Source organism: Microbacterium tenebrionis (assembly GCF_903645325.1).
Lineage (GTDB): Bacteria > Actinomycetota > Actinomycetes > Actinomycetales > Microbacteriaceae > Microbacterium > Microbacterium tenebrionis.
Genome location: NZ_CAHJXQ010000001.1, coordinates 644,992 through 666,150, shown reverse-complemented (window position 1 = coordinate 666,150; position 21,159 = coordinate 644,992). Strand labels below are relative to the sequence as shown.

At 69.7% G+C, this 21,159-nt stretch carries 20 protein-coding genes; 2 read left to right on the top strand and 18 right to left on the bottom strand.

What is annotated here, in order from left to right; genetic code table 11:
* The first annotated feature begins 59 nt into the window (after positions 1-59).
* Positions 60-1,403, top strand: a complete 1,344-nt coding sequence (nhaA, locus tag HWX58_RS03345; RefSeq protein ID WP_175985600.1) for a Na+/H+ antiporter NhaA — start codon at positions 60-62, stop codon at positions 1,401-1,403.
* Positions 1,404-1,589: 186 nt separating this feature from the next.
* Here nhaA and HWX58_RS03340 read toward each other — a convergent pair whose 3' ends face one another.
* From HWX58_RS03340 to HWX58_RS03320, 5 genes are read right to left on the bottom strand one after another with little or no spacing between them, the layout of a single operon-like run.
* Entirely contained in the window at positions 1,590-3,119 is a 1,530-nt protein-coding gene (locus tag HWX58_RS03340) for a VirB4 family type IV secretion system protein (RefSeq protein ID WP_175985599.1), read from the bottom strand.
* On the bottom strand, positions 3,116-4,276 hold the full coding sequence (locus HWX58_RS15350) for a hypothetical protein (RefSeq protein ID WP_368356404.1): 1,161 nt from the start codon (positions 4,274-4,276) through the stop codon (positions 3,116-3,118). The genes HWX58_RS03340 and HWX58_RS15350 overlap by 4 nt, the downstream gene beginning before the upstream one ends.
* Before the next feature lie 42 nt (positions 4,277-4,318).
* Positions 4,319-5,779: an SCO6880 family protein gene (locus tag HWX58_RS03330; RefSeq protein WP_062764857.1), complete on the bottom strand. Its 1,461-nt coding sequence runs from the start codon at positions 5,777-5,779 to the stop codon at positions 4,319-4,321.
* On the bottom strand, positions 5,757-7,223 hold the full coding sequence (locus tag HWX58_RS03325) for a TrbL/VirB6 family protein (RefSeq protein WP_438268234.1): 1,467 nt from the start codon (positions 7,221-7,223) through the stop codon (positions 5,757-5,759). Before HWX58_RS03325 ends, HWX58_RS03330 begins: the two co-directional genes overlap by 23 nt.
* A 40-nt stretch (positions 7,224-7,263) precedes the next feature.
* Positions 7,264-7,533 (bottom strand): DUF6112 family protein, encoded by a 270-nt coding sequence (locus HWX58_RS03320; RefSeq protein ID WP_062764860.1) that lies wholly within the window; start codon positions 7,531-7,533, stop codon positions 7,264-7,266.
* A 108-nt stretch (positions 7,534-7,641) separates the two neighbouring features.
* Here HWX58_RS03320 and HWX58_RS03315 point away from each other — a divergent pair, with 108 nt between their 5' ends.
* Positions 7,642-8,256, top strand: a complete 615-nt coding sequence (locus HWX58_RS03315; RefSeq protein ID WP_082758355.1) for a class I SAM-dependent methyltransferase — start codon at positions 7,642-7,644, stop codon at positions 8,254-8,256.
* Positions 8,257-8,271: 15 nt separating this feature from the next.
* On the opposite strand, the gene HWX58_RS03310 is transcribed toward HWX58_RS03315, so the two are convergent.
* The 13 genes from HWX58_RS03310 to kdpC form a co-directional block, all read right to left on the bottom strand.
* A complete protein-coding gene (locus HWX58_RS03310) occupies positions 8,272-8,538 on the bottom strand; it encodes a DUF6112 family protein (RefSeq protein WP_062764863.1) in 267 nt (88 codons plus the stop codon).
* Positions 8,538-9,704, bottom strand: a complete 1,167-nt coding sequence (locus tag HWX58_RS03305; protein ID WP_062764866.1) for a M23 family metallopeptidase — start codon at positions 9,702-9,704, stop codon at positions 8,538-8,540. The genes HWX58_RS03310 and HWX58_RS03305 overlap by 1 nt, the downstream gene beginning before the upstream one ends.
* Positions 9,705-9,718: 14 nt before the next feature.
* A complete protein-coding gene (locus tag HWX58_RS03300; RefSeq protein ID WP_175985598.1) occupies positions 9,719-10,420 on the bottom strand; it encodes a hypothetical protein in 702 nt (233 codons plus the stop codon).
* Entirely contained in the window at positions 10,395-11,597 is a 1,203-nt protein-coding gene (locus tag HWX58_RS03295) for a ParB/RepB/Spo0J family partition protein (protein WP_175985597.1), read from the bottom strand. The genes HWX58_RS03300 and HWX58_RS03295 overlap by 26 nt, the downstream gene beginning before the upstream one ends.
* On the bottom strand, positions 11,594-12,379 hold the full coding sequence (locus HWX58_RS03290; RefSeq protein ID WP_175985651.1) for a hypothetical protein: 786 nt from the start codon (positions 12,377-12,379) through the stop codon (positions 11,594-11,596). Before HWX58_RS03290 ends, HWX58_RS03295 begins: the two co-directional genes overlap by 4 nt.
* Positions 12,380-12,918: 539 nt before the next feature.
* Entirely contained in the window at positions 12,919-13,581 is a 663-nt protein-coding gene (locus HWX58_RS03285) for a DUF2637 domain-containing protein (protein WP_062764883.1), read from the bottom strand.
* Complete coding sequence (locus tag HWX58_RS03280; RefSeq protein ID WP_062764886.1) at positions 13,581-14,513, bottom strand: bifunctional DNA primase/polymerase; 933 nt, start codon at positions 14,511-14,513, stop codon at positions 13,581-13,583. The genes HWX58_RS03285 and HWX58_RS03280 overlap by 1 nt, the downstream gene beginning before the upstream one ends.
* The gene (locus HWX58_RS03275) at positions 14,513-15,601 is read right to left on the bottom strand and encodes an ArdC-like ssDNA-binding domain-containing protein (protein WP_062764889.1); all 1,089 of its coding nucleotides are present in this window, start codon (positions 15,599-15,601) and stop codon (positions 14,513-14,515) included. Before HWX58_RS03275 ends, HWX58_RS03280 begins: the two co-directional genes overlap by 1 nt.
* Before the next feature lie 224 nt (positions 15,602-15,825).
* Positions 15,826-16,755 (bottom strand): helix-turn-helix transcriptional regulator, encoded by a 930-nt coding sequence (locus HWX58_RS03270; protein WP_250646062.1) that lies wholly within the window; start codon positions 16,753-16,755, stop codon positions 15,826-15,828.
* A 173-nt stretch (positions 16,756-16,928) separates the two neighbouring features.
* Positions 16,929-17,324, bottom strand: a complete 396-nt coding sequence (locus tag HWX58_RS03265) for a hypothetical protein (protein WP_062764895.1) — start codon at positions 17,322-17,324, stop codon at positions 16,929-16,931.
* A 20-nt stretch (positions 17,325-17,344) separates the two neighbouring features.
* The gene (locus tag HWX58_RS03260) at positions 17,345-18,037 is read right to left on the bottom strand and encodes a response regulator (RefSeq protein ID WP_062764898.1); all 693 of its coding nucleotides are present in this window, start codon (positions 18,035-18,037) and stop codon (positions 17,345-17,347) included.
* Complete coding sequence (locus HWX58_RS03255) at positions 18,034-20,529, bottom strand: ATP-binding protein (RefSeq protein WP_062764902.1); 2,496 nt, start codon at positions 20,527-20,529, stop codon at positions 18,034-18,036. Before HWX58_RS03255 ends, HWX58_RS03260 begins: the two co-directional genes overlap by 4 nt.
* Before the next feature lie 2 nt (positions 20,530-20,531).
* Positions 20,532-21,146, bottom strand: a complete 615-nt coding sequence (gene kdpC / locus HWX58_RS03250; RefSeq protein ID WP_062764905.1) for a potassium-transporting ATPase subunit KdpC — start codon at positions 21,144-21,146, stop codon at positions 20,532-20,534.
* Between the last annotated feature and the right edge of the window lie 13 nt (positions 21,147-21,159).

Genomic DNA, 21,159 nt, shown 5'->3' with positions numbered 1-21,159 from the left:
CGCGTCGGGAAGTCTGGTCGACACATTCTGTCTCTTGTCGACCCTGATCGGACCTGCCTATGACTTCTCGTCGACCTGCCCGCCGCACGCCGCAGCGTGCCACATTCCCCGCCCGCGGAACCTACACTGAGGCTCGGCGCATCGCGTCCTTGCTGCGCAAGGAGACCGTTGGCGGTGGGCTGCTCGTGCTCATGGCCGTGATCGGTATCGTCTGGGCGAACTCGCCCTGGGCGGACGGGTACTTCGCGCTGCGCGACCTGGAGATCGGGTACGAGCCCTGGCACCTGCAGCTCAGCCTAGGCGCGTGGGCGGCGGACGGGCTGCTCGCGATCTTCTTCTTCCTCGTCGGCCTCGAACTCAAACGAGAGTTCGTCGCCGGCGACCTGCGCCGCTTCTCCACCGCGATCGTCCCCGTCGCGGCCGCGGCCGGCGGGGTGGCCGTGCCGGCGCTGTTCTACCTCGCGGTCGTCGGGCAGGACCCGGCGCTGATGCGTGGATGGGCGATTCCCACGGCGACGGACATCGCGTTCGCCGTCGCGGTGCTCGCGCTGATCGGCTCGCACCTGCCGAGCTCGTTGCGGATCTTTCTGCTCACTCTCGCCGTCGTGGATGACCTGATCGCGATCACGATCATCGCCGTCTTCTACACCGACACGATCGAGATCGTCCCGATACTGTTGGGCCTTCTCACGGTCGCGGTGTACGCGGTGCTCGCCCAGCGGTATCGGCAGTTCTTCCGCCTCAAGCCCGCCGCGGCGTGGCTGATCCTGCTGCCGCTCGGTGGTGTCGCCTGGGCGTTCGTCCACGCCTCGGGCATCCACGCGACCATCGCCGGGGTTCTGCTCGGCTTCACGATCCCCGTCCTGCACCGCCGCCGCGACGGTGTCGCCGACACCGAGCCGGGACTGGCCGAGGTGTTCGAGCACCGGTTCCGGCCGCTGTCGGCCGGGTTCGCGGTCCCGGTGTTCGCGTTCTTCTCCGCCGGCGTCGCCCTCGGCGGCCTCGCGGGGTTCCTGTCGGCACTGACTGACCCGGTCACGATCGGCATCGTTCTCGCGCTGGTCGTTGGGAAGCCGGTCGGCATTGTGGCGGTCACCTGGCTGACCACCCGCATCCGGGGCATCCGCCTCGACCCGGCCCTGCGATGGATCGACCTGGTCGGCGTGGGTCTGCTCGCAGGTATCGGCTTCACGGTGTCGCTGCTGGTCACCGAGCTCAGCTTCACCGCGGCCGATCCACACCACGATCACGCCAAGGTCGCGATCCTGCTCGCCTCCGTGCTTGCCGCCGCGATCGCGTCGATCCTGCTCACCAGCCGGAATCGCCGCTACCGCCGGATCGCGCAGGCCGAAGTCGTTGACGAGGACGGAGACGGTATTCCCGACGTGTATCAGCGCTCATAGACCACGCGTGGTTTACGTGCATCAGCGGCCGACCCGGGGCCGCGACCAACTGACGCACACCAGCCCTGCGAGCGCGAGCGCCACGAAGCCCGGGGAAGGCGGGCTGCGACGTCTTCGCAGCCCACGAGGAAGCCTAGGTTCCGTGAACCCGCACGCTCCACCAGCTTGAATAGCGGCCGAGAGCACTCAGGTTCCCGAGATTTCCGACCGAGTTCCGCGGAACCCGTTACTTTCCCCGGTCATGCGTCCGGTGGTGTCGAACGCGGCGAGTTCGGCGGGGTGGAGCTGGTGCTGGACGACGAACGACCTGTCCTTGATCCGCCACAGGCCCTGCCCGGTGCCGAGCCCGGGGAGCAGCTTCTGCTCGGTGCCGGTCAGTCCGAGGGCGTGGGCGGTTGCGCCGAGTTGGTCGGGCTCTTGCCGGTAGATGATCCTGGTCTCGGCGTTCGCCAACAGGGACGAGGCGAGGGCGCGCATGGCGGAACCTTGGTCGCCGACGTTGTCGAGGTCGGTGAGTTTGTGGAAGATCAGCATGTTCGCGATCCCGAAATGCCGGGCGAGCCGCCATTGCGCGTCCATGCGGCGCAGCAGGGCGGGGTATTGCATGAGTCGCCAGGCTTCGTCGTAGATCACCCACCGTTGGCCGCCGTCCGGGTCCGACAGCGCCGATTCCATCCACGCCGAGGAGCAGGTCATCAGCACGGAGATGAGCGTGGCGTTCTCCGCCACTCTCGACAGGTCAAGGGACACCATCGGTAGGGACGGGTCGAACCGGACCGTCGAGGGGCCGTCGAAGAGTCCTTGGAGGTCTCCGGCGACGAGGCGGCGCAGAGCGTGCCCGGCGAGGCGGCCGTCTTCGGCGAGGCGGCCGTCTTTGTCGTCTGCGGGGCCCGGGGCCAGGATGCGGTCGACGACCATTGGCAGGATCGGCACCTCCGCCGACCTCACAGCGTCCCTCAGGGCGAGGTCGATGGCGGTGTGCTCCAGCGGCGACAGAGGCCGGTCCAGCACCGTCTCCGCGAGCGCGCCGATCAGGTCGCGACGGCGGGAGGCGACCTGCATCGCCCACTCCGCATCCGACACCGAGGACGGCCGATGCCCCTCATCGAGCGGGTTGAGCCGGTTCGACAGGCCGTGGCCGAGCACGATCGCGCGTCCGCCGACGGCTTCGGCAACCGGCGTGTGCTCGCCTTTCGGATCGCCGGGGACGTACACGCGGCGCCCGAACGGGAGGGAGCGGGTGTAGAGGGACTTCGCCAGTGACGACTTCCCCGACCCGACGATCCCGGCCAGCACGACATTCGGCGCGGTAATGAGGCCCCGCTGGTACAGCACCCACGGGTCGTACACGAACGACCCGCCACTGTAGAGGTCCTGGCCGACGAACACGCCCTGGCTGCCGAGGCCGCCTTCGGCGAGGAACGGGTACTGGCCGGCGAGGGTCGCGGAGGTGTCCTGATGCTTGGGGAGCCGGAACCTGCCCGGCGTCCGCAGCGCCGCAGGTCCCGGCTCACCCGCGGCGGGCAGGTACCTCGTCGCGCGTTTCTCGGCCTGCTCGGCCTGCCAGCGGGCTTTCGCCTGCGCCTTCCGCCTCTCGCGGGCGGTGGTCTCGATCCGGGTCGCGGCCCGCCTGCGGGCCTTACGGTGCTGGCGGCGTTCGCCTTCCGGTCCGACCAGCACCGCCGTATGCAGCCGGCCCTCCTCCTGCCCGCTCACAGCGCCAGCCCCCGCCCCTGCGACACGGACGCACCCGGCCGGCGAGCGAACCAGTCCTTCCCCTCGGATCGCCGCGCACGCTCCGCCGTCCCCGCGGCCGACGCCGACGCCGAGGCGGGGGCCGGTGTGTGGATCGCGCGCAGCTCCGGGTCTGGGGCAGCGTGGTGGGCACGCAGCAGGGAGACGTGGCTGAGGAAGGGACTGTAGGTGAGGGTGTAGGAGCCGTGGGTCGCGGTGCGGTCCAGGGTCCCGACAGGGGGCGTGTCGTAGACGTACCCGTTCTCGAGCGCGGCCTGGGTCGTCTCCTCCCCGAAGTCGTGCCCGGTGAGGTGGTCGATCGCGGCGTCCGTGCCGTCTCGGTCGATGATGTCGAGCACCCGGTCCGCGTCCTCCCCTTGGAGGAACACGACACTCACCCATCGCCGGTCGGGCGTGTGGGGCAGGTCGGGGTCGTGGTCGATCAGCTCGGCCAGGCTGTCGGGGTCGCGGCGGGCGGCGTCGGCCACCCATTCGGGGAACGCCCCGTCGTGGTCGGTGTGGTCGCCGGGGTGGTCGAGGGCGTACTGTCGGGACTCGCCGGCGGCGGACAGGAACACCGCGAGCTCTCGCAGCGCCCGAGCTGGGGACACCGGGGCCCCGGTCCCGGTGAACAGGTCCCGCCCTTCGATGCTCTGCCCGGTGGCGGGGTGCTCGATCAGGTACGCGTACCGCTGATGCTCACCCAAGGGGGCATCCGGCCACACCGTCAACGTCAGCTTCCCGGCCTGCACCGTGGCCCGCACAGCACCGGAGGTGTCGAGCGGTTCGGGTGCGGGGCGCCAGGCGATCCGCCCGGATTGCGACATCGCGGCGTTCACCCGGTCGTGTACCGCGTCCAGCAGGGTGCCGGCCTGGTGCAGCTCGTCGGCCGCCGCCAGCGCCGCGGTCGCGCCGGCCGTCTGGTTGCCGGCGTCGTCGTGCGCGCGGGACCGACCTCCGATGTGGGCGGCGGCGAGCTGGTCGAGCACCTGCCGCAGCGACCGCACCCCCGCCAGCAGATCACCGAGCACCGAGTAGGTGTCGGCCGGGTCGGGGAACGTGCGGGTCGCGTGGGCAAGGCCCCGCAGCGCCTGGGATGCTTCGGCGGCGTCGTCTACGGGATGGGTGAAGGTCGGCATGATCGGAATCTCCTCGCAAGTGCGGGCGGATGGTGGGTGTGGTCAGACGTTTCGGCACAGCGGCAGCGCGGCGGCGGTGAACGCCTGGGCTTGCTGGCCGACAAGTCGGCGGGTCTCGCAGGACGCTTGGATCGCGGACTGCTCGACCGCGGCGACCGCGGCGTCGAGCTCATCGACGGTGGGTGCAGAGATGCTGATGAGGCCGGTGACACGCAGGACGCCATGTCCGGCGGTCAGGTCGGCCTCCTGCTGGAGCACGTCGTCCAACTCGGCGGACGCGCCCGCGTCTTCGATCTGCCCGATCTTGCGACGCTGGGCGGCATCGCTGATGAGTTCGGTCTTCTTCTTCCGCAGGTCCCGGGCGGCCTGATCGGCGCGGACCGGGGTGTAGTGCAGGGAGAGGGTGCGCAGGATGCCGCCGGTGAGCACGAGCGGGGCCAGGAAACCCGGATAGACCTGGGAGCGGGGCCACTCGGTGATCCACAGCACCGCATGGTGGGCGCTGTCCGACCGCAGCCGCTCCCACGTCTCGGTGACCGCGACCGGGCCGGCCGTGGCGAGGTCACGACCCAGAGTGCCGTGGCGTTCCAGGGCGGGAGCGGCGGCGGGGTCGTACGCGGAGCGGAGGATGACAGCGACCTCGCCCGGGGTGAGCCACCCCGTGCTGGACAGCTCCGCGGCCCGCAGTGCCGTGGTCAGCGTGGTCATCTCCTGCCGCAGCACCGCGGCGGCTCCGCGTATCCCGCCGCCGGCGGTCCTGATCTGCCGGGCAGCCGCTTTCATGTCCAGGGCGAGGCTGATGGTGGTGGCGTGGCGTTCCCCGGCGGGACCGGCCCGGTCGATGAGCTCGGCGTAGGTGGTCGCAGCCCACGACCCGTCGTCGGTGCCGTGCGTGGCCCACCACTCCGCCAGCCCCGTCCCGGAGTCGGGCAGGGTCCGTTCGGACACCTGAATCCGCGCGATCCGCCCCGACCGACACGCGGCGGCCAGCACGCGCCCCCACCCGGCAACGCGGTGCTGCTGCTCTCCGGGGTCCAGGAGCACGAACGCGGGATGGGAGACGCCGAGGATCACCGTCAATGTCTGGGCGTGGGGGTCGTGGATCATGCCCGCCCCGGTCTCCGGGTCCTCCCACTCCCGCAGGGACGCGGCATCTCCGGGCAGGGCGAGGGTTCCGGCTGGGCGCGGGGCGATGACTCGGCGGCGGTGGATGAGTTGTCCGAGATAGGTCCGCGCCGCCCAGCGGGCAAGGATGGGCACCCACTCGATCACCTTCCGCCCGCCGGCGGGGATGACCGCGAGAAGCGCAGCGCCGGCCCAGACCGGGGAGGTCCAGGCCATACCCATACCGCCTGCCGCGTAGAGAGAGGCAACGACGGTGAGAATCGCGATGCCGAGGACGATCAGTTGCGGCAACGACAGTCCCAGCAAGATTCCGCGGCGAGCGAGACGAGAGAACTGCACCGGAGCGAGCGGGTAATCAGCATGCGTCGTGGTGACCATCAGGGGTCACTCCTTCCCAGAAGCGGCAGGCTTGGTCGACGGCGGCGGGGCCGGCTGGGAACGGCGCGGCACCGACCCCGACGGGGACTGCCGCCGGGACGGTCGGGGCGGGGTTCGCGGTGGCGGGAGGGACCGGCGGAGGGGCGGCCTGCTCCGCTCGCTGCCCCGGCGTGGCCCTCGGCGGCTCCGCCGACGGCGGTCCCGGCCTTCGGCCCGGCGGTCGCGGCGCCCTTGACAACCGCGCCCCCGACGACCACGGCCGCACCGACCGGACCGGCCGCCGCCCCAGCCCCGCAGCACCCGCACCCGCAGTGCCGGCGCCCGCGCCGGCTCCGGCACTTGCTCCGCCCGATGCGGCGGTTGTGCCTGCGGCGGTCCCGGCCGTTCCCGCGCCGGCCGTGGTCCCGGCGGCACCCTTCGGGGCCGCTCCGCCTCCACCTCCACCGGCACCGCTGGCGCTGGTGCCGGTGTTGCCGCCGTCGAGGACTTTCTTGGCGGTGTCGCCCTGCGGGGCGGATGGGACGGGGACGGGCCGGTTCAGCGCCGACTTCGCCTCCTGCTCGCTGGACATGGCGTGGTACATGTCGAAGCCGACGAACGAGAGGAACTTGTAGGTGATGTACGGGGCGAACGCGGCGATGAACATCAGCACCACCCCCGCGATCGGATCACTGATCGAGGCGAGGTCTGCCTCGATCGGGGCGGACACCTGGCCGATGGCGACGAGGAAGATGACGACCAGCACCAGCTTGCTGAAGATGAGGGCGATCACGAAGGCCGCCCACTTGGCGAACCATCCCTTGGTCGCATCCCAGGTCGCCCCGGCGAGGGCGATGGGTCCGAACACGATCGCGACCAGCAGGAGGGCTTTGCGGATCAGCAGGGAGAACCACACGATCGCGGCTGCGCTGATGGCGAGACCGGCGAGGAAGATGGTCAGGATCGCGCCGACGCCGGGGGCGGCGATGTTGATCCCGGCGAGCCCGGTGGCGAGGAGCCCGATCTGGGTTCCCATTCCTTCCATCGTGTTCCCGGTGGCCTGAACGATCCCGACCGCGAGCTGGTCGGTGATTTCCAGCAGTAGCGCGGTCAGCGTGATGACCAGGAACGACCCGAGCACGCTCTTGGCGAGGCCCAGCGCGGCACGGGACAGGGCGGTCGGGTCGCGGTGGATGAGGCCGGTGATGAGCTGGAGGCAGAAGAACACGAGCATCACGAAGATCGCGACGCCGAACAGCACGTTATAGACACCGATGTACTCCGGGCTGGTGACATCGACGAGCGTGGTGGTGTCGAACACCCACCACACCGCCTCGAACAGCCACGCCGCAGCACCGGCCATCGCCTGCCCGAGCCAGTCGAACGGCGCCGCGATCAGCGACGCGGTGCCCTCACCGACCGCGTCGCACACGGAGGAGATGACCGGGACATCGCAGATACTCACCGCACCCACCCCCACAGGCGGCGCGTTGTCGGAGTGGTCATCAGACGGCCTGCCCGACGCCCCAGAAGAAGTTGATGAGGGTCACCGCGGCACCGCATATGATCGCCGCCCCACACGACACGAGCACACCGACCTTGCCCCGGCTGGCGAGGTGCGGGTTAGAGGAGTTGGCGCCGAAGCCCCACACGATCGCCGAGACGATCAGCGCGAGGACGGAGAGGATCAGGCCCACGGTCATCACCGCACCGACGATGATGCGCAGTTGCTCGATACCGGGGAGACCTGAGCTGTTGGGGTCGATGTCGATCACGAGGATGCTCCTGACTGTTCACGGGGACGTGTTCTCGACGGTCAGGTGCGCCCGATCACCCCGTGGCGGCATCCGTGCAGCGCGGCCGGTGGCTCGTATCGTGGAGAGGTGGTGGTGAGTCGAGTGGTGGCCGCGTATGCGAAGCGTGCGGGCGAGTACATCGACGCCCTGGGGTTCATCGAGGCCACGGCCGAGCAGGACCGGAAACTAATCGGCGCATGGGCGGAGGACGTCCCCGGCCTGATCCTCGATGTCGGGTGCGGGCCGGGACACTGGACGGCCTGGCTGCACCAACGAGGTCACGACATCGAGGGCGTCGACCCGGTGCCGGCGTTCATCGACCACGCCACGGCGACCTATCCGGGTGTCCCGTTCCGTGTCGGACAGGCCGAGCATCTGCACGTCGCGGACGCCGGTCTCGGCGGCATCCTGGCCTGGTACTCACTCATCCACACCGACCCCGCCCGTGTCCCGGCCGTGCTCGGCGGGTTCGCCCGCGCCCTCACCCTGGACGGATCGCTCACGCTCGGATTCTTCGACGGCCCGGTGGTCGCGACGTTCGATCACACGGTGACCACCGCGTACGTCTGGCCCGTCGACGCGCTCGCAGAAAGGGTCGAGGAGGCCGGGTTCACAGTGACCGCGCGGCACACGCGCACGGACCCCGGCGCCCGGCCGCACGGGGCGATCATCGCCCGCCGAACCCGGCCCGCCTCGGACTGATCGGCCGCATCGCGGTCAGAGCTGTTCGCCGACGCCGAGGAGGAAGTTGACCCACGCAACCCCGGCACCGGCCAGGGCAGCGGCGCCGAGGGAGACGAACAGGCCGGTGCGGGCTTTGGTGGCGGCCTGGTAGTTGCCACTGCTGGATGCGATCGCCCACACGATGGCGCAGACGATCAGCATCAGCACCGCAACGATCAGCACGAACATCAACAGGGCGCCCACGATGGCGCGCAGGTCTGAGGCGCCACCGACGCCGCCGAAATCGGGGAACACATCCATCACGCACCCCCTGTCGTGGTGCAGCCGGCGAGGGCGGTGTCCCCGCCGGTGACGCCTTCTGCGCCGTGCTCGGCGAGCCAGGCGGTGGCGTCCACCGGGTCGGAACCGCGCCCGCCGGGGTGCATTTCCAGGTGCAGGTGGGGTCCGGTGGAGCGGCCGGAGGAGCCGACATCGCCGATGTGCTGTCCCGCGGTCACGCTCTGCCCTTCGGCGACGTGGATGCCGGTCTCCCACATGTGCGCGTAGTACGACGCGACCCGCTCACCTCGCACGGTGTGCTCGATGATGACCAGCCCGCCGAACCCGCCACTGAACCCTGCGTGCACGACCACCCCGTCGGCGATGGCGAGGATCGGGGTGCCGTCTGCGGCGGCGAGGTCGGAGCCTGCGTGGAAGGCGCGTTCCCCGGTGAACGGGTCGGTGCGCCACCCGAAACTGCCGGTGTCCACCCACGTCCCTTCGGGCAGTGAAAACACGATGCGGGTGGTCTCCGGCACCACCGGATCACCGCCGGCCCCGGTGGGTGCGGGGCGGGTGAGTGCGGCGAGGATCGCTTCGGCGACCGGCTGATAGTTCTGATACCTGTCCGGGTACGCGGAGACCTCGACGGCCTGCGCGGCCTCACCGGGGTCGAGTTGCTGCCAGCCGGGGATGTCGAGCAGCCCTCTGGGGCTCGGGTAGTTGGGGCCGGTGGGTCCGCCATAGAAAGCGCGCGCCTGATAGGTCGGGTCCATGAGGTCGGCGACGGTGCCCCAGCCGGATTGCGGGCGCATCTGGAACAGACCCAGGCTGTCGTGGTCACTGCCGTTGCCGTCGTTCGGGTAGTCCGCCGATTCGGGGTAGGTGCCGGTATTGGCGAGCATCCGCAGGTGCGATTCGGTAAGCGCGGCCATCAGCGCGATCACCACGCCGGGCCGGCCCACCCCGGCGGTCTGGGAGCCTGTGGCGATGATCGTCGCCGCGTGAGTGAGCTGCGTCTTGTTCAGGGTGACGGTCTCCCCGTTGCGGGTGGTGGCGGTCAGGGAGTCCGGGATCGGGCCGACGATCAGCGATCCCGGCGCGCAGGCGGTCATCGCCGGGTTGACCACCGCGGCGACCCCGACGAGCACGACCGAGGGGGCCAGGAACAGCAGGGCCACCGCGGCGGCGGCGAGTTTCTTCCACATCAGGACACCGCCGTCTATCGCAGGGGGTTGTCGAGCTGGGACAGCCGCAGCAGCTCACAGTGCGTGCCGGTGATCCCTCGGTTGGCGACGACCGGGGTACAGACGATGAACACCGTGAAGACGACCGGGCGGGAGGCCTCGACGGGTTCGGTGCCCCAGGTGCCGTCCCGGTGCCGGGTCCCCTCGATGGTGTATGCAACGGCGCCTTCGGGAATCTGGCCGGGTGCTGCCTGCGAGGTCGCGGTCACCCACGCCTCCGGGATCGTGGCGGTGTCGATGGTCAGCCACTGGCGGGTCTGGTGCTGCCGGAGCTGCGCCCACGCCTCCGCGCCGGGCAGGTAGGCGCGGACATCGCCGGCCAGCGCGTCCGCCTCCTCGCCGGCGGCGACATCCACGATGACCTGGGCGTAGTCGGCCGGCCCGTACCCGCTGGTGGTGTCCCAGCCGAACAGTGCCTGGGCGACCTGCCGGGCGAACGCCTCCGGCCCGCCGAGCTGTGACACGGGCGCTGGCCCGGCCGGGGAGGTTCCGGTTGGCGGGGCCGTGATGGTCGGGGCCTGTGTGCCGGTGGGGGCGGGTTCGGTGCGGGGTGCGGGGCCGCGCAGCAGCCCGTAGATGCCGACACCGACCAGCAGGGCGAGGACGAGCCCTGCGGCGATCAGGGCGATCAGCACACGGCGGCGGCGACGATCATCGGCAGGGGCGGTGGGGTCCATGCGGGCTCCTCCCAGAAGGCGACAGAAGTGGTCGCCAGGAAGGTGCACCCCGCCACCCCGAAGGCCGATCACATCGGCGCCGGCCAGGGCGGCGACGGTTAGGCGATGTGTTCGCGCGGCGCTCGGCCTGCCGGGACGCGCGTGCGGCGTCGGCGAACGCGACGGTCCCGGCGATGGTGTCCTCGAACCGCGACCATTGCTCGTCGGTGAGCGCCGGGCCGACCTCGGCGGGGTCGTGGTGCGCCCACCAGTTCGCGAGGTCGTCCCAGATCGCGAGGAAGACGGTCAGCGGGTATGGCACCGCCTCGCCCGGTTCGACCGCCGTCAGTCGGGGGCGGGGGTTGCGGCCGGTCTTCTTCGCCGCTTGCACGCGGGCGAGCGCGTCTTTGGCGAGGTGCTCCAGCTCCACGGCGCGAGCGTCCCGTTCCGCTGCCCGGACGCCGGCGGCCTCCGCCCGTGCCTGCTCGCGCAGCTCGGACGGCTGGGTGGGGTCGGCGGCGAGCTGGTCGAGCTCGGCGAGGGACAGTTCCGCGTTCATGCGCAGGTGGGCGGGGTAGACCTTCCCGCCGGCTCTGATCCGCTCCACTTCCTCCGCCGCACGCTGCCGGACAGCGTCGGGCTGGGCGGGGTCGGCGGCGAGGTCTTCGAGGCGCACGATGCGTTCCATCGTGGTGTGGGAGTCGCGGCCGGTGACCATCTGCGCGGCTTGCACCGCCGCCTCCCCGGAACCCTCCCACGGTGCCGTTAAGTTAACGGCACCGTCCTCCCCGCCTGCGTCGGCGGCCTGGAACCGGGTGGCCTCCTGTCGCAGCGTGGCCCCTTCGGTCAGGAGGACTTTGAGCTCCCGGTAGAGGGCGGCGGCTTCGAGCTGGGTGAGCGGTTTGTGCAGCAGGTTGTCGTCCTGCTCGGCCAGAAGCTGCCCGAGCCGGTCGGACACCCCGGACCGGACCCACACGTTGACGGTCTTCCACCCGAGCTGCCGGATCGCCGCCAGGCGGCGGGCACCGCAGATCAGGTGCCCGCCGAGGGTGATCGTGATCGGTTGCAGCAGCCCATTGCGGCGGATCGACTCGACCAGCGGTGCCAGGTCGCCGTAGTCCTGCCGGTGCCGGGACCCGACGCCGATGGAATCCACGGCCCGTTCCAGCTCGATGTGGCCGCCCGGCGGGGTGCTCATGGCAGATCGCCCCCGGTGTCGGGGGCGGCAAGCCCTGCGGTGAGCACGAGGTCGTCGTCGCGCAGCAGCGCGCGGAGGGGTTCGCCGTTCAGCAGCCGCAGCAACAGGCCGCGCCCGGTGTTGGTGCCGGACAGGGCAGGGTCGGGGTGGCCGAGCACGATCCGCAGCAGCGTCGTCCACGACGAGCCGGGAATATCCAGCAGGGCGCGGGCCTGCCGGTCACGGCGCAGCGTCTCGAACGCCGACGCCCGCGAGACAGACTCCGCAAGCCGGCCGGTGATGTACTCCACCGCCGCCCGCGCCGTCACCGGCTCCCAGCCCACCCAGGAAAGCAGCGCGATGGTGTCCTCCACCGCGACGGTGACGTTCACCGTACGCTCCGGTACCACCTCATCGCCGTCCTGCTCCTCGTCGGTGTCGGCGAAGGGGGCGATATGGAAGGCGGGGTGGTAGTCGGGCAGCGGGTTCTCCCGATCACCGCGTTCCTCGCCGATGCAGGTCACCTGCACCGCGCGGGTGACCACCGCCCACGGGTCATCCGCCCGGCGGGTCGCCGCTCCCCGCATGGCCTCGAACGCGGCCGAGGCAGCCTCCCACGGGTCCAGGCCGTGCTTCTTCGCGAGCGCGGCGTACTTGTCGGCGGCATGCCGCATCAGCAAGGCGGCCTCCGGGTCGTGCCGCCACGCGCCCGTGCCCGCCTCGTGCAGCCGGTTCAAGAGCGCGCGCAGCGCCTCCGAGTCCTCGAATCTCGCCCGCTGTTCGCGGGTGCTTTCCGGTGTCATCACAGCACCTCCTGCACAGCAGGTGCACGGGACTCCCACCCGTGATCGGGTACCTCGGTTTTCGGGATTTGTGCATCGCCGGCTCACCCCAACCCGATTCCGGACCGCGACACCCACGAGTGCCGGGCGCTCCCGCCGCGACCGAACGGTCACCGGCGGCAGGCGACGCGCCCGCTCGCTGACCGCCCGTGCCCCGGAGCGGGCGACGGTGCGCACCCCCGGGTAGGCCTGTCCGGGTGCTTGGCGGGTGCGGCGGGCGAGCTCGGCATGGAAGTCGATGCCCTGCCCGGCCACTCTGCCCGTCCGCGCAGCCAGCAGATCAGTGGGCCGCACCCACTCCACCCCCGACCGTCGCCTCCCCGCCTCCACGTCGGCCTTCGGCTTCGTCACGGACGGGTCGCCGTGCCGGGCCAGCTCCGACACCTCCCCGTCCCCTCCTCGACGCGGCTCCTCGGTCGCCGCCGCAGACTCATCCCGGTGACCGTCGCGGAAGAGCGCAGGGGGCTGATCGTGCGTGGCGAGGTTCTGGTTGTCGTCGTTCATGTCTCCTCCTCCGAGTCGGGGCCGGTCAGCGCCGGCCGGGCGAACCACCGGCCCACCGTGGACGGGTGCACGCCCAAGTGCCGGGCGATCTGCTTGTTCGACCACCCCTCCGCCTCCCGCAGCAGCACCGCCGCCTCACGCCCCGCACCCCGCGAGACCGCCACCGTCGCCACAGGGACGGACGCCACCACCGCCTGGCCCGAGTCGGCCACAGGCGCTGTCGGCCGCTCGGTAGACAGATCGGATACAGGCGTCCGGGTGGGGCGGGTGAGGATGACGGTGAGGTGGGTGATCGCCAGCAGCACCAGCGGGGGCACCGCCGCGACGGACGCGGCGAGCACGGCCGGCACGTCGGCGTCGGCGGCGACGACGGCATGGATCGCGTTCGCTGTCACCGACACCACCGCGCCGGCGGCCAGCAGCCCCCACGGGTACCAGGCCTGCCGGTGCCCGGCCAGGGCGACCACGGCGACGGTTGCGACGACGATGATGCCGTCCACGATCAGTGGCCACGCCCACGCCTGCCCCGCCTCGATCCCGGAACGCCGGGCCAGGTCCGCCAGAGCGGTGAACGACAGCCAGAACGCTCCCGCGGCGATGAACACCGTCCCGCCCGCCGCGGTCACCACCGCCCACCGCCTCCCTGCCTGCGTCGCCATCACAACCCCCTCCCCGGCACGGCCGGGCGAGCCGGCCCAGGCCGGCGGTCGAACCAGCCGGCCCCTGCCGGTAACGCGCCCTGCGTCGCGGAGGCCGTCGCGCGCCGGGAGGGGTCGGGGTGGACGGCGCGGTAGGCGGAGCGCACGGTCGCGGTGATCTCCCGCGGCCCGAAGTCCGATTTCGCGGCGGTCAGTACCGCATCGAGCGCATCAGCGAGGGGGACGCCGCCCTCGGCCAACCGGCAGGAGGCCCAGAACAGTTTGAGATTGCGGTCGGTGTCCTGCCGGTCCAGCCACCGCGCCAACCGCTCCGCATCCTCCCGACCCACCCGCTGCCCGCCGAACGGACGAGGGCGGATCGGAGGGCGGGGGTCGAGGAAGTCCCGCAACTTGCCCGCGTCCAGCTCGCGTCCGGGCTCAGGGGCCGCCTGGACGATGCGGTATCCGGTCGTGGCGCCGCCGATGGGTCGGGTCGAGGGCGGGACGATGATGTAGCCGCCGTCACCACGGAAATCGACTCCCGCGCGCCCAGCCTGCCAGGATCGTTGTGCGGCGCCCGGTGTCGCCGGGTAGTAGGCGTGCATGCCACCCGTGGGGGTGCGCACCAGCAACTCCCACCCCTCAACCAGTCCGGCGTCGCGGGCACGGCGGAAGCTCGCCCGCCCGTCGACCGGGCCGTGCACGTCCACATCCACCACCACCAGCCCAGACGGTGCACCCGTCGGGACGGCGATGCTCGCGCCCGGCCAGCGTCGCCACCACGCCGACACCTGGGCGGGATCGGTGCTCGCGTCGTGGAACCCGTGCCCGGTCAGGGGGCGCTTGCCGTCCGGCACGCACGGGAACACCGGCACCCCAGCGTCCGCGAACCGTGCCGCGGCCGCAAGCAACGGCAGGCCCGCGGCCTCGGTGAACAGCGACGCGGCCCGCATCACAAGCCCCTCACCGCGGTATCCGCCGCCCGAGACGCCCGCGCCGGCTCCACCCGCGCCGCCGTCGCAGGCCGCTCCGCCCGCGCAGGGCGTTCGGTACGCGGGGCGTCGCGGTTCAGGCCGGGCGGGTCGCCTCCGCCGAGCTGCACGGTCGGGAGGGCATCGAGGATCGCCCCGGCGGTCTTGCGGACCCGCTCGCCTGTGGCCTGCACCACCTCGGCGGGGTCCTTGTCCTTCACCGTCCCGGCCCACCCCGACACATACGGGATCGTGTACGAGCTGGTGTCCATGCCGTGCGCGGCGCCGATCATCAATGCCACCGACTCCGCCTCCACCTCCCCGATCCCGCGATGCCGTGTCGCATCCGGGTTGTCGGGGCCGTGCAGGCGCACATGCGCGAGCTCGTGCGCGAGGGTCTTCACCTGCGCGGCATCGTCCATGTCCATCCGCACCGAGACCGTGCGATTCGTGTAGTCGGTCAGGCCGTTCGCGCCGTGGATCAGCCCGGCGTGCTCGACCCGCAGCACCGCGAATCCTTCCGCTTCCACCAGGCCGGCCAAGCCCTCCCATAGCCCTTCGGGCGCGGCGCCTTCCAGCAGCACCGGCGCAGCGCGCTCAGGGATCGGATCACCCGTCGTCTGCGACACGTCCCAGACATAGGCCGGCTTCGCGCCGACCATCCGGGAGCGCACCGCCTCGCCCGGCTTCGGCTTCTCGAACCGCCCCAGCCGGCGCCACGACAACGAGTCCTGCGGGGTCGAGGACGCGAACCGGCCCGTCACCGGGGCGAAGATCATGTACCCCGGCTGGCCCTTCTCCACCTGACGGCCGAGTGTCTGCCACTGCTTGTACCCGGCGACATACGACGGCTCCGGCGCCGACACCCGCCCCTGCTCGAAAGCGTCGAGATGCTGAGCCCAGATCAGCAGCGTGTTCCCAAACGACCGCGACCGGAACCGGGCTGCGAACTCGAGCGCGCGACGCCAGTCGTCCCCGGAGGAAAGCTGACCGACCGCAGCCGCCAGCCGTTCATGCAGCGCGTCGAGCTTCGCATCCCGCGCGGCCCGCTGATCTTCGGTCGCGGCCATCGGTGTCCTCCTCCCGGCGTGTCACACCGCACACGGCGGATGACTCCTGCGACCAGAAGGTGCGCCAAGAGGAACAGCGAAGGTCGAGACGGACGACGGGCAAAGTTGGCGACCGCCAGGCGCAGCGCTGAACCCGACGTGGTCAAACTCGGTCTACATCATCCGCTGGCGCCCTGGCGATCTGAGCACCAAAACATGAGCGTTTCGCCTGGGCATACGCGCGTTCAGTCAGGGTTTGAGCGTGCCGGAGCACCACTGCTGATTCTCCGATACTCCGACGGGGACACGCCGATGCTCCTGCGGAACTGACGTGCAGCGAAGTCAGGATCGTTCCAACCCACCCTGGCGGCGATGTCCGAGATAGGTGCATCCTCCACGCGCAGGAGGTGGGCCATTCGTTCGGCACGGAGCATCGTCAGGTACGAGATCGGTGACTTCCCAAACGCGTCGACGAAAACTCGACGCAGCTGAGACACCGACAAATGCGCTCGCGCCGCGAGCTCGGTCACCGTCCAGTGGCGATCCAACTCCACACGCAAGGACTTTGCAATATCCAGCACCTCAGGACGTACAGGGCGGAAGAGGCGATGACGTGGCACGGTGGGAACCGACGCGTTTCGCCGCGCGACAGCGGTTCCCTCATTGGCGACCACGAGAAACGGAACCAAGACATCGAATACGGCAGAGACGAGCGATTGCGCCCGATAGAAACGATCAGGAGGAACACCCTCAACACTCAAGGCAGCCAACTCGTCAAGCCACGGCATCATCAGCCCCGCCCGGTGCTTACCGATGCGCAGAACCTGGGTGGGTTCCGCATAATGCGTATCGAGGAACTGGCTCGCGTCGAGCCGCTCCTGGAACCGTGAAGCATACTGCCAAAACACTTGATCAATGACATAGTCTCGGTCGAGATAGAGCGTCGTGGTCGCTACCCACCCATCGGGCTCAGCACCACAGAGAGTGTTCGCCGCCAGAACAACAACATCACCGACGCTGACAAAGTGCGCGCCAAACTCGCTGAAGAGTCGAGCCCGACCCGCCCGTATGACAATGAACTTGACGCAATCGAAAGCGATCGGCTCAACCGGCGCGTGCGCGACTTGCGTTCGGGCGAGCAACGGCGAGAACGCGGCCACCGGCGCCACCGGCACACCAGCAGACTCCGTAGGCCCCTCCCACCGAACATCGCCAGTCATAGTTGGCAATCGAAGGGCACTCGCGTCTGAGAATCGAGTACCCCTAACGGTACTCATATGACGCTTGCCAGAACCCTAACGGCTACCTCACGTTGAACAGTTTGCGTGCAGTTTGCGCCGAGGTAAGGTCACCAGACCATCGGGAGGAGAGATGCGAGGAATCCTACTGCTGCGGTGCAGAGCATGGTGATTGCGAGGGTGCGGCAGAGACGTTCCGGGTGGGAGCGTTTGTGCAGGTGGAGTCGGTCGGGCCGGCGTTCGGGAACGTATCCGGTGACGGTGGTCGAATCGTGGTCGCGAAGATCATCGCGGGGTGTGAGGGGGCGCGTATAGGTGCGTTCCTTCGCGCTCCATATCGCGATCTGCTGCTGTTCGAGGTCCTCGACGATGGTGACGTTCGTTGGGGTGCGCGGACCGTCGATGGCGGCGATGATGAGCGCTGCGATCAGGAAGGGGATGCCGATGATTGCACCGATCCAGGACAGCATTTCGCCGACGATTCCGATGATGTCGGTGATGCTCATCGCTGCGGGGTGGGTTGAAGCTAGGTGGTCATGCCGTCGAGCCGGTAGCCCATGCCGGGTTCGGTGAGCAGGTGGGCGGGGTTGCTGGGGTCTTCTTCGAGTTTGCGGCGGAGCTGGGAGATGTAGAGGCGAAGATAGCCGGTGTCTTCGGCGTGTTCGGTGCCCCAGATGGTGGTGAGGATGGTTTGGCGGGTGACGAGTTTCCCGGCGTTGCGGATGAGGATGTCGATGAACTGCCACTCGGTGGGGGTGAGTCGGATCTGTTTCCGCCCATCGGAGGTGTCGCGAGTGACGCTGTGGGCGGCGAGATCGATGGTGACGTTGCCGAGGTGCACCACGGGCGTGGCATCGTCTTGGGGAACACGCCGTGTAAGGGCGCGGATGCGAGCGAGGAGTTCTTCGACGGCGAAGGGTTTGGTGATGTAGTCGTCGGCGCCGGCATCGAGGGCTTCGACCTTGTCGCCGGCGCCGGCGCGGCCGGACACGACAAGGATGGGGGCCTGGGACCACCCGCGGATGCCGTGGATGACTTCGATGCCGTCGAGTTCAGGCATGCCGAGGTCGATGAGGAAGATGTCCGGGTGATGGTCGATGGCTGCCGTAATCGCTTGGGCGCCGTCGGCGGCGGTGAAGATCTCGTACCCCTTGGCGGTGAGAGTGATGCGCAGGGCGCGGAGGATCTGGGGGTCATCGTCGGCGATGAGGATCTTCATGACGGCTCCTGGCTCGTGGAAATGGTGGGGAGGGAGATGACCATGGTGAGTCCGCCACCGGGGGTGTCTTCGGGGTTGAGGGTGCCGTGCATGGCTTCGATGAATCCGCGAGATAGGGCAAGGCCGAGGCCCAGGCCGGTGGTGTTGTCGGTGTCGCCGAGGCGTTGGAACGGCAGGAAGATATCGTCCAGTTTCTCGGGTGGGATGCCGGGTCCGCGGTCGACGATGCGGATTTCGAGACGGTCTCCGAAGGTGCTGGTGCTGACGTGGATGGGGGTGCCGGCCGCGCTGTAGCGGTGCGCATTGGTGAGGAGGTTGACGAGCACACGTTGGAGGAGGACCGGGTCGGCGTGCGCCACCGCGTCACCGTGATTCAGCGCGAGAGTCACGTCGGTGGGGCCGAGGTGGAGTTCGTCGAGGGCGGGCGCGATGGTCTCGGCGGGATCGGTCGGGACCTCCGCGATAGTGAGAACGCCCGCCTGCAGCCTGCTGACGTCGAGGAGATCGGTGACCAGGGTCGCGAGTGCACCCAGGCTCTCCTCGGCGGTGTCGAGCAGTTCCCTCTTCTGCGCGGACGCCAGGTCGGGTCCCGCCGCTTTCAGCCCACCGACCGCGGCGGATGCAGCCGCGAGCGGGCGACGCAGATCATGACTGAGCGCGGACAGGAGCGCACCGCGCACCCGGTCCGATGCCGCGATCGGTTCGATCTGTTTCGCTGTCTCGGTGAGGTGCTCGTGTTCGAGGGTTGCGGCGAGTTGTGCGGTGACGACGGCAAGGAGGCGTTGCTCGGATGCGGCGAGGTCGGGGCCGTGCAGTTCCAGGGTGGTGTCGTCGGTGATCCGGAGGCTGGCGTGATGGTTGTCGGGCAGCGGTTCCCCGGACCGGGCGAGGACGTCTTCGCCGCGCATTAGCCGCACGCCGGGGAGTTGGAAGGCTTCGCGGGTGCGGTCGATGAGTGCTTGGATCGCGTTGTCTCCGCGCAGGACGCTGCCGGCGATGGTCTGGATGAGTTCGGATTCGGCGGCGGAGCGTCGGGCAGCTCGGGTGTAACGGGCGGCCCGGTCGACGACGAAGCTCACCAGGCTCGCGATGAGGACGTACAGGATCAGGGACAGCAGATGATGCGGCTGGTGGATGTGGATCGTGTACAGCGGTTCGATGAATAGGAAGTCGAGTGTGATGCCCGACAGGACGGCGGCGAACAGGGCTGGCCAGATGCCGCCGACGAGCGCGACGATGACGACGAGGAGCTGGTAGCTGAGGACGTCGGTGGTGATCGAGTCTTCGCTGCGGAACAGGCTTAGCAGTGCGGTAAGCGCGGGCCCGCCCAGGAGCGCGACGACGAAGCCGAGGATGCGTCGTTTGCGGGTGAGCGCTCCGGTCAGAGGGGGCAGGGTGAAGCGTTTGCCGGCGGCGGCGTGGTTGACCATGTGCACGTCGATGTCGCCGGATTCGCGGACGACGGTGGCGCCGATTCCGGGTCCGGTGAACGCGGCGGTGACGCGTCCGCGGCGGCTGGCGCCGAGGACGAGCTGGGTGGCGTTGACGGAGCGGGCGAACTCGACCAGGGCGGTGGGGATGTCTTCCCCGATGACCTGATGGTAGGTGCCGTTGAGTTTTTCGACGAGCGCACGCTGTTCGGCAAGGGTCGCCGGGTTCCCGGTGCGGAGCCCGTCTTGGCTGGTGATGTGCACGGCGATGAGCTCGCCGCCGGCGGAGCGGGCCGCGATCCGCGCGCCGCGGCGCAGCAGCGTCTCGCCTTCGGGGCCGCCGGTGAGGGCGACGACGACGCGTTCGCGGGCTTCCCAGGTGCTGTCGATGCCGTGGTCTTTGCGGTATCCCTTCAGCGCCTGGTCGACCTCGTCCGCGAGCCAAATGAGGGCGAGCTCGCGTAGCGCGGTGAGGTTCCCGAGGCGGAAGTAGTTCGACAGGGCCGCGTCGATGCGTTCGGCCGGGTACACGAATCCGCCGCTGAGCCGGTCGCGGAGCGCTTGCGGGGCGAGGTCGACGACCTCGATCTGTTCCGCACCGCGGAGGAAGCTGTCGGGGACGGTCTCTCGTTGCGGGACGCCGGTGATCTGTTCGACGACGTCGTTGAGGGATTCGATGTGCTGGATGTTGAGGGTGGAGATGACGTCGATGCCTGCGGCGAGGAGTTCTTCGACGTCTTGCCAGCGTTTGTCGTTCTTCGAGCCGGGCGCGTTGGTGTGCGCGAGCTCGTCGACGAGCGCGATCTCGGGGCCACGGTCCAGCACCGCCTGCAGGTCCATCTCCTCGAGGGCAACCCCGCGATGTTCGATGCGTGTGCGCGGTACGGCCGGGATTCCCGCGGTCATCGCCGCTGTTGCTGCGCGGCCGTGGGTTTCCACGATCCCGACGACGACATCTTTCCCGTTCCCGAGGAGGCGTCGCCCTTCTTCCAGCATGGTGAAGGTCTTGCCGACGCCGGGGGCAGCGCCGAGCAACACCCGAAGCTGCCCCCGTTTCGGCATGATCAGTCCTCCAACTCGTCCAGGGCGAGGTTCAGTTCCAGAACGTTCACCCTCGATTCTCCCAAATACCCGGCGTCGGGGCCCTGGGTGTGTGCCGCGACGAGTTCCCGCACCTGCTCGGCGGGGATCCCGCGCACGTCGGCGACCCGGTCGATCTGGATCTGCGCGTAGGCGGGGCTGATGTGCGGGTCCAGTCCCGACGACGACGCGGTCACCGCGTCCGCGGGCACGTCGGCCTCGGTGACGCCGTTGAACTCCGCGATCTGAGCCTTACGCTCGGTGATCGCCGCGATCAGGTCTTCGTTCTCCGGGCCCCAGTTCGTTCCCGACGAGGAGCGCCCGTCGTAGCCGTCTCCGGCAGCGGAGGGCCTGCTCTGGAAGTACTCCGGCAACGGGTTGCCGTCGGAGTCGGTGAAGGACTGGCCGATGAGCGAAGACCCGACGACGTCGCCCTCATTGTTCGTGAGGGATGATCCGTTGGCCTGGGCGGGGAAGGCGAGTTGTCCGATCCCGGTGATCAGCAGGGTGTAGCCGATGCCGAGGACGACGGTGAACATCAGCAGCGCACGGGTAGCGACCCACAGGGTCCGTCCGCTGCTGCGTGTTGCAGTGTTCATGGGGTGTGTTCCT

Coding starts and splice junctions, on each gene's coding strand:
- nhaA (WP_175985600.1), top strand. CDS start 60: ATGACTTCTCGTCGACCTGCCCGCCGCACGCCGCAGCGTGCCACATTC.
- HWX58_RS15350 (WP_368356404.1), bottom strand. CDS start 4,276: ATGCCGACCTTCACCCATCCCGTAGACGACGCCGCCGAAGCATCCCAG.
- HWX58_RS03330 (WP_062764857.1), bottom strand. CDS start 5,779: ATGGTCACCACGACGCATGCTGATTACCCGCTCGCTCCGGTGCAGTTC.
- HWX58_RS03310 (WP_062764863.1), bottom strand. CDS start 8,538: ATGGATGTGTTCCCCGATTTCGGCGGCGTCGGTGGCGCCTCAGACCTG.
- HWX58_RS03305 (WP_062764866.1), bottom strand. CDS start 9,704: ATGTGGAAGAAACTCGCCGCCGCCGCGGTGGCCCTGCTGTTCCTGGCC.
- HWX58_RS03300 (WP_175985598.1), bottom strand. CDS start 10,420: ATGGACCCCACCGCCCCTGCCGATGATCGTCGCCGCCGCCGTGTGCTG.
- HWX58_RS03295 (WP_175985597.1), bottom strand. CDS start 11,597: ATGAGCACCCCGCCGGGCGGCCACATCGAGCTGGAACGGGCCGTGGAT.
- HWX58_RS03290 (WP_175985651.1), bottom strand. CDS start 12,379: ATGACACCGGAAAGCACCCGCGAACAGCGGGCGAGATTCGAGGACTCG.
- HWX58_RS03285 (WP_062764883.1), bottom strand. CDS start 13,581: ATGGCGACGCAGGCAGGGAGGCGGTGGGCGGTGGTGACCGCGGCGGGC.
- HWX58_RS03280 (WP_062764886.1), bottom strand. CDS start 14,513: ATGCGGGCCGCGTCGCTGTTCACCGAGGCCGCGGGCCTGCCGTTGCTT.
- HWX58_RS03275 (WP_062764889.1), bottom strand. CDS start 15,601: ATGGCCGCGACCGAAGATCAGCGGGCCGCGCGGGATGCGAAGCTCGAC.
- HWX58_RS03265 (WP_062764895.1), bottom strand. CDS start 17,324: ATGAGCATCACCGACATCATCGGAATCGTCGGCGAAATGCTGTCCTGG.
- HWX58_RS03260 (WP_062764898.1), bottom strand. CDS start 18,037: ATGAAGATCCTCATCGCCGACGATGACCCCCAGATCCTCCGCGCCCTG.
- HWX58_RS03255 (WP_062764902.1), bottom strand. CDS start 20,529: ATGCCGAAACGGGGGCAGCTTCGGGTGTTGCTCGGCGCTGCCCCCGGC.
- kdpC (WP_062764905.1), bottom strand. CDS start 21,146: ATGAACACTGCAACACGCAGCAGCGGACGGACCCTGTGGGTCGCTACC.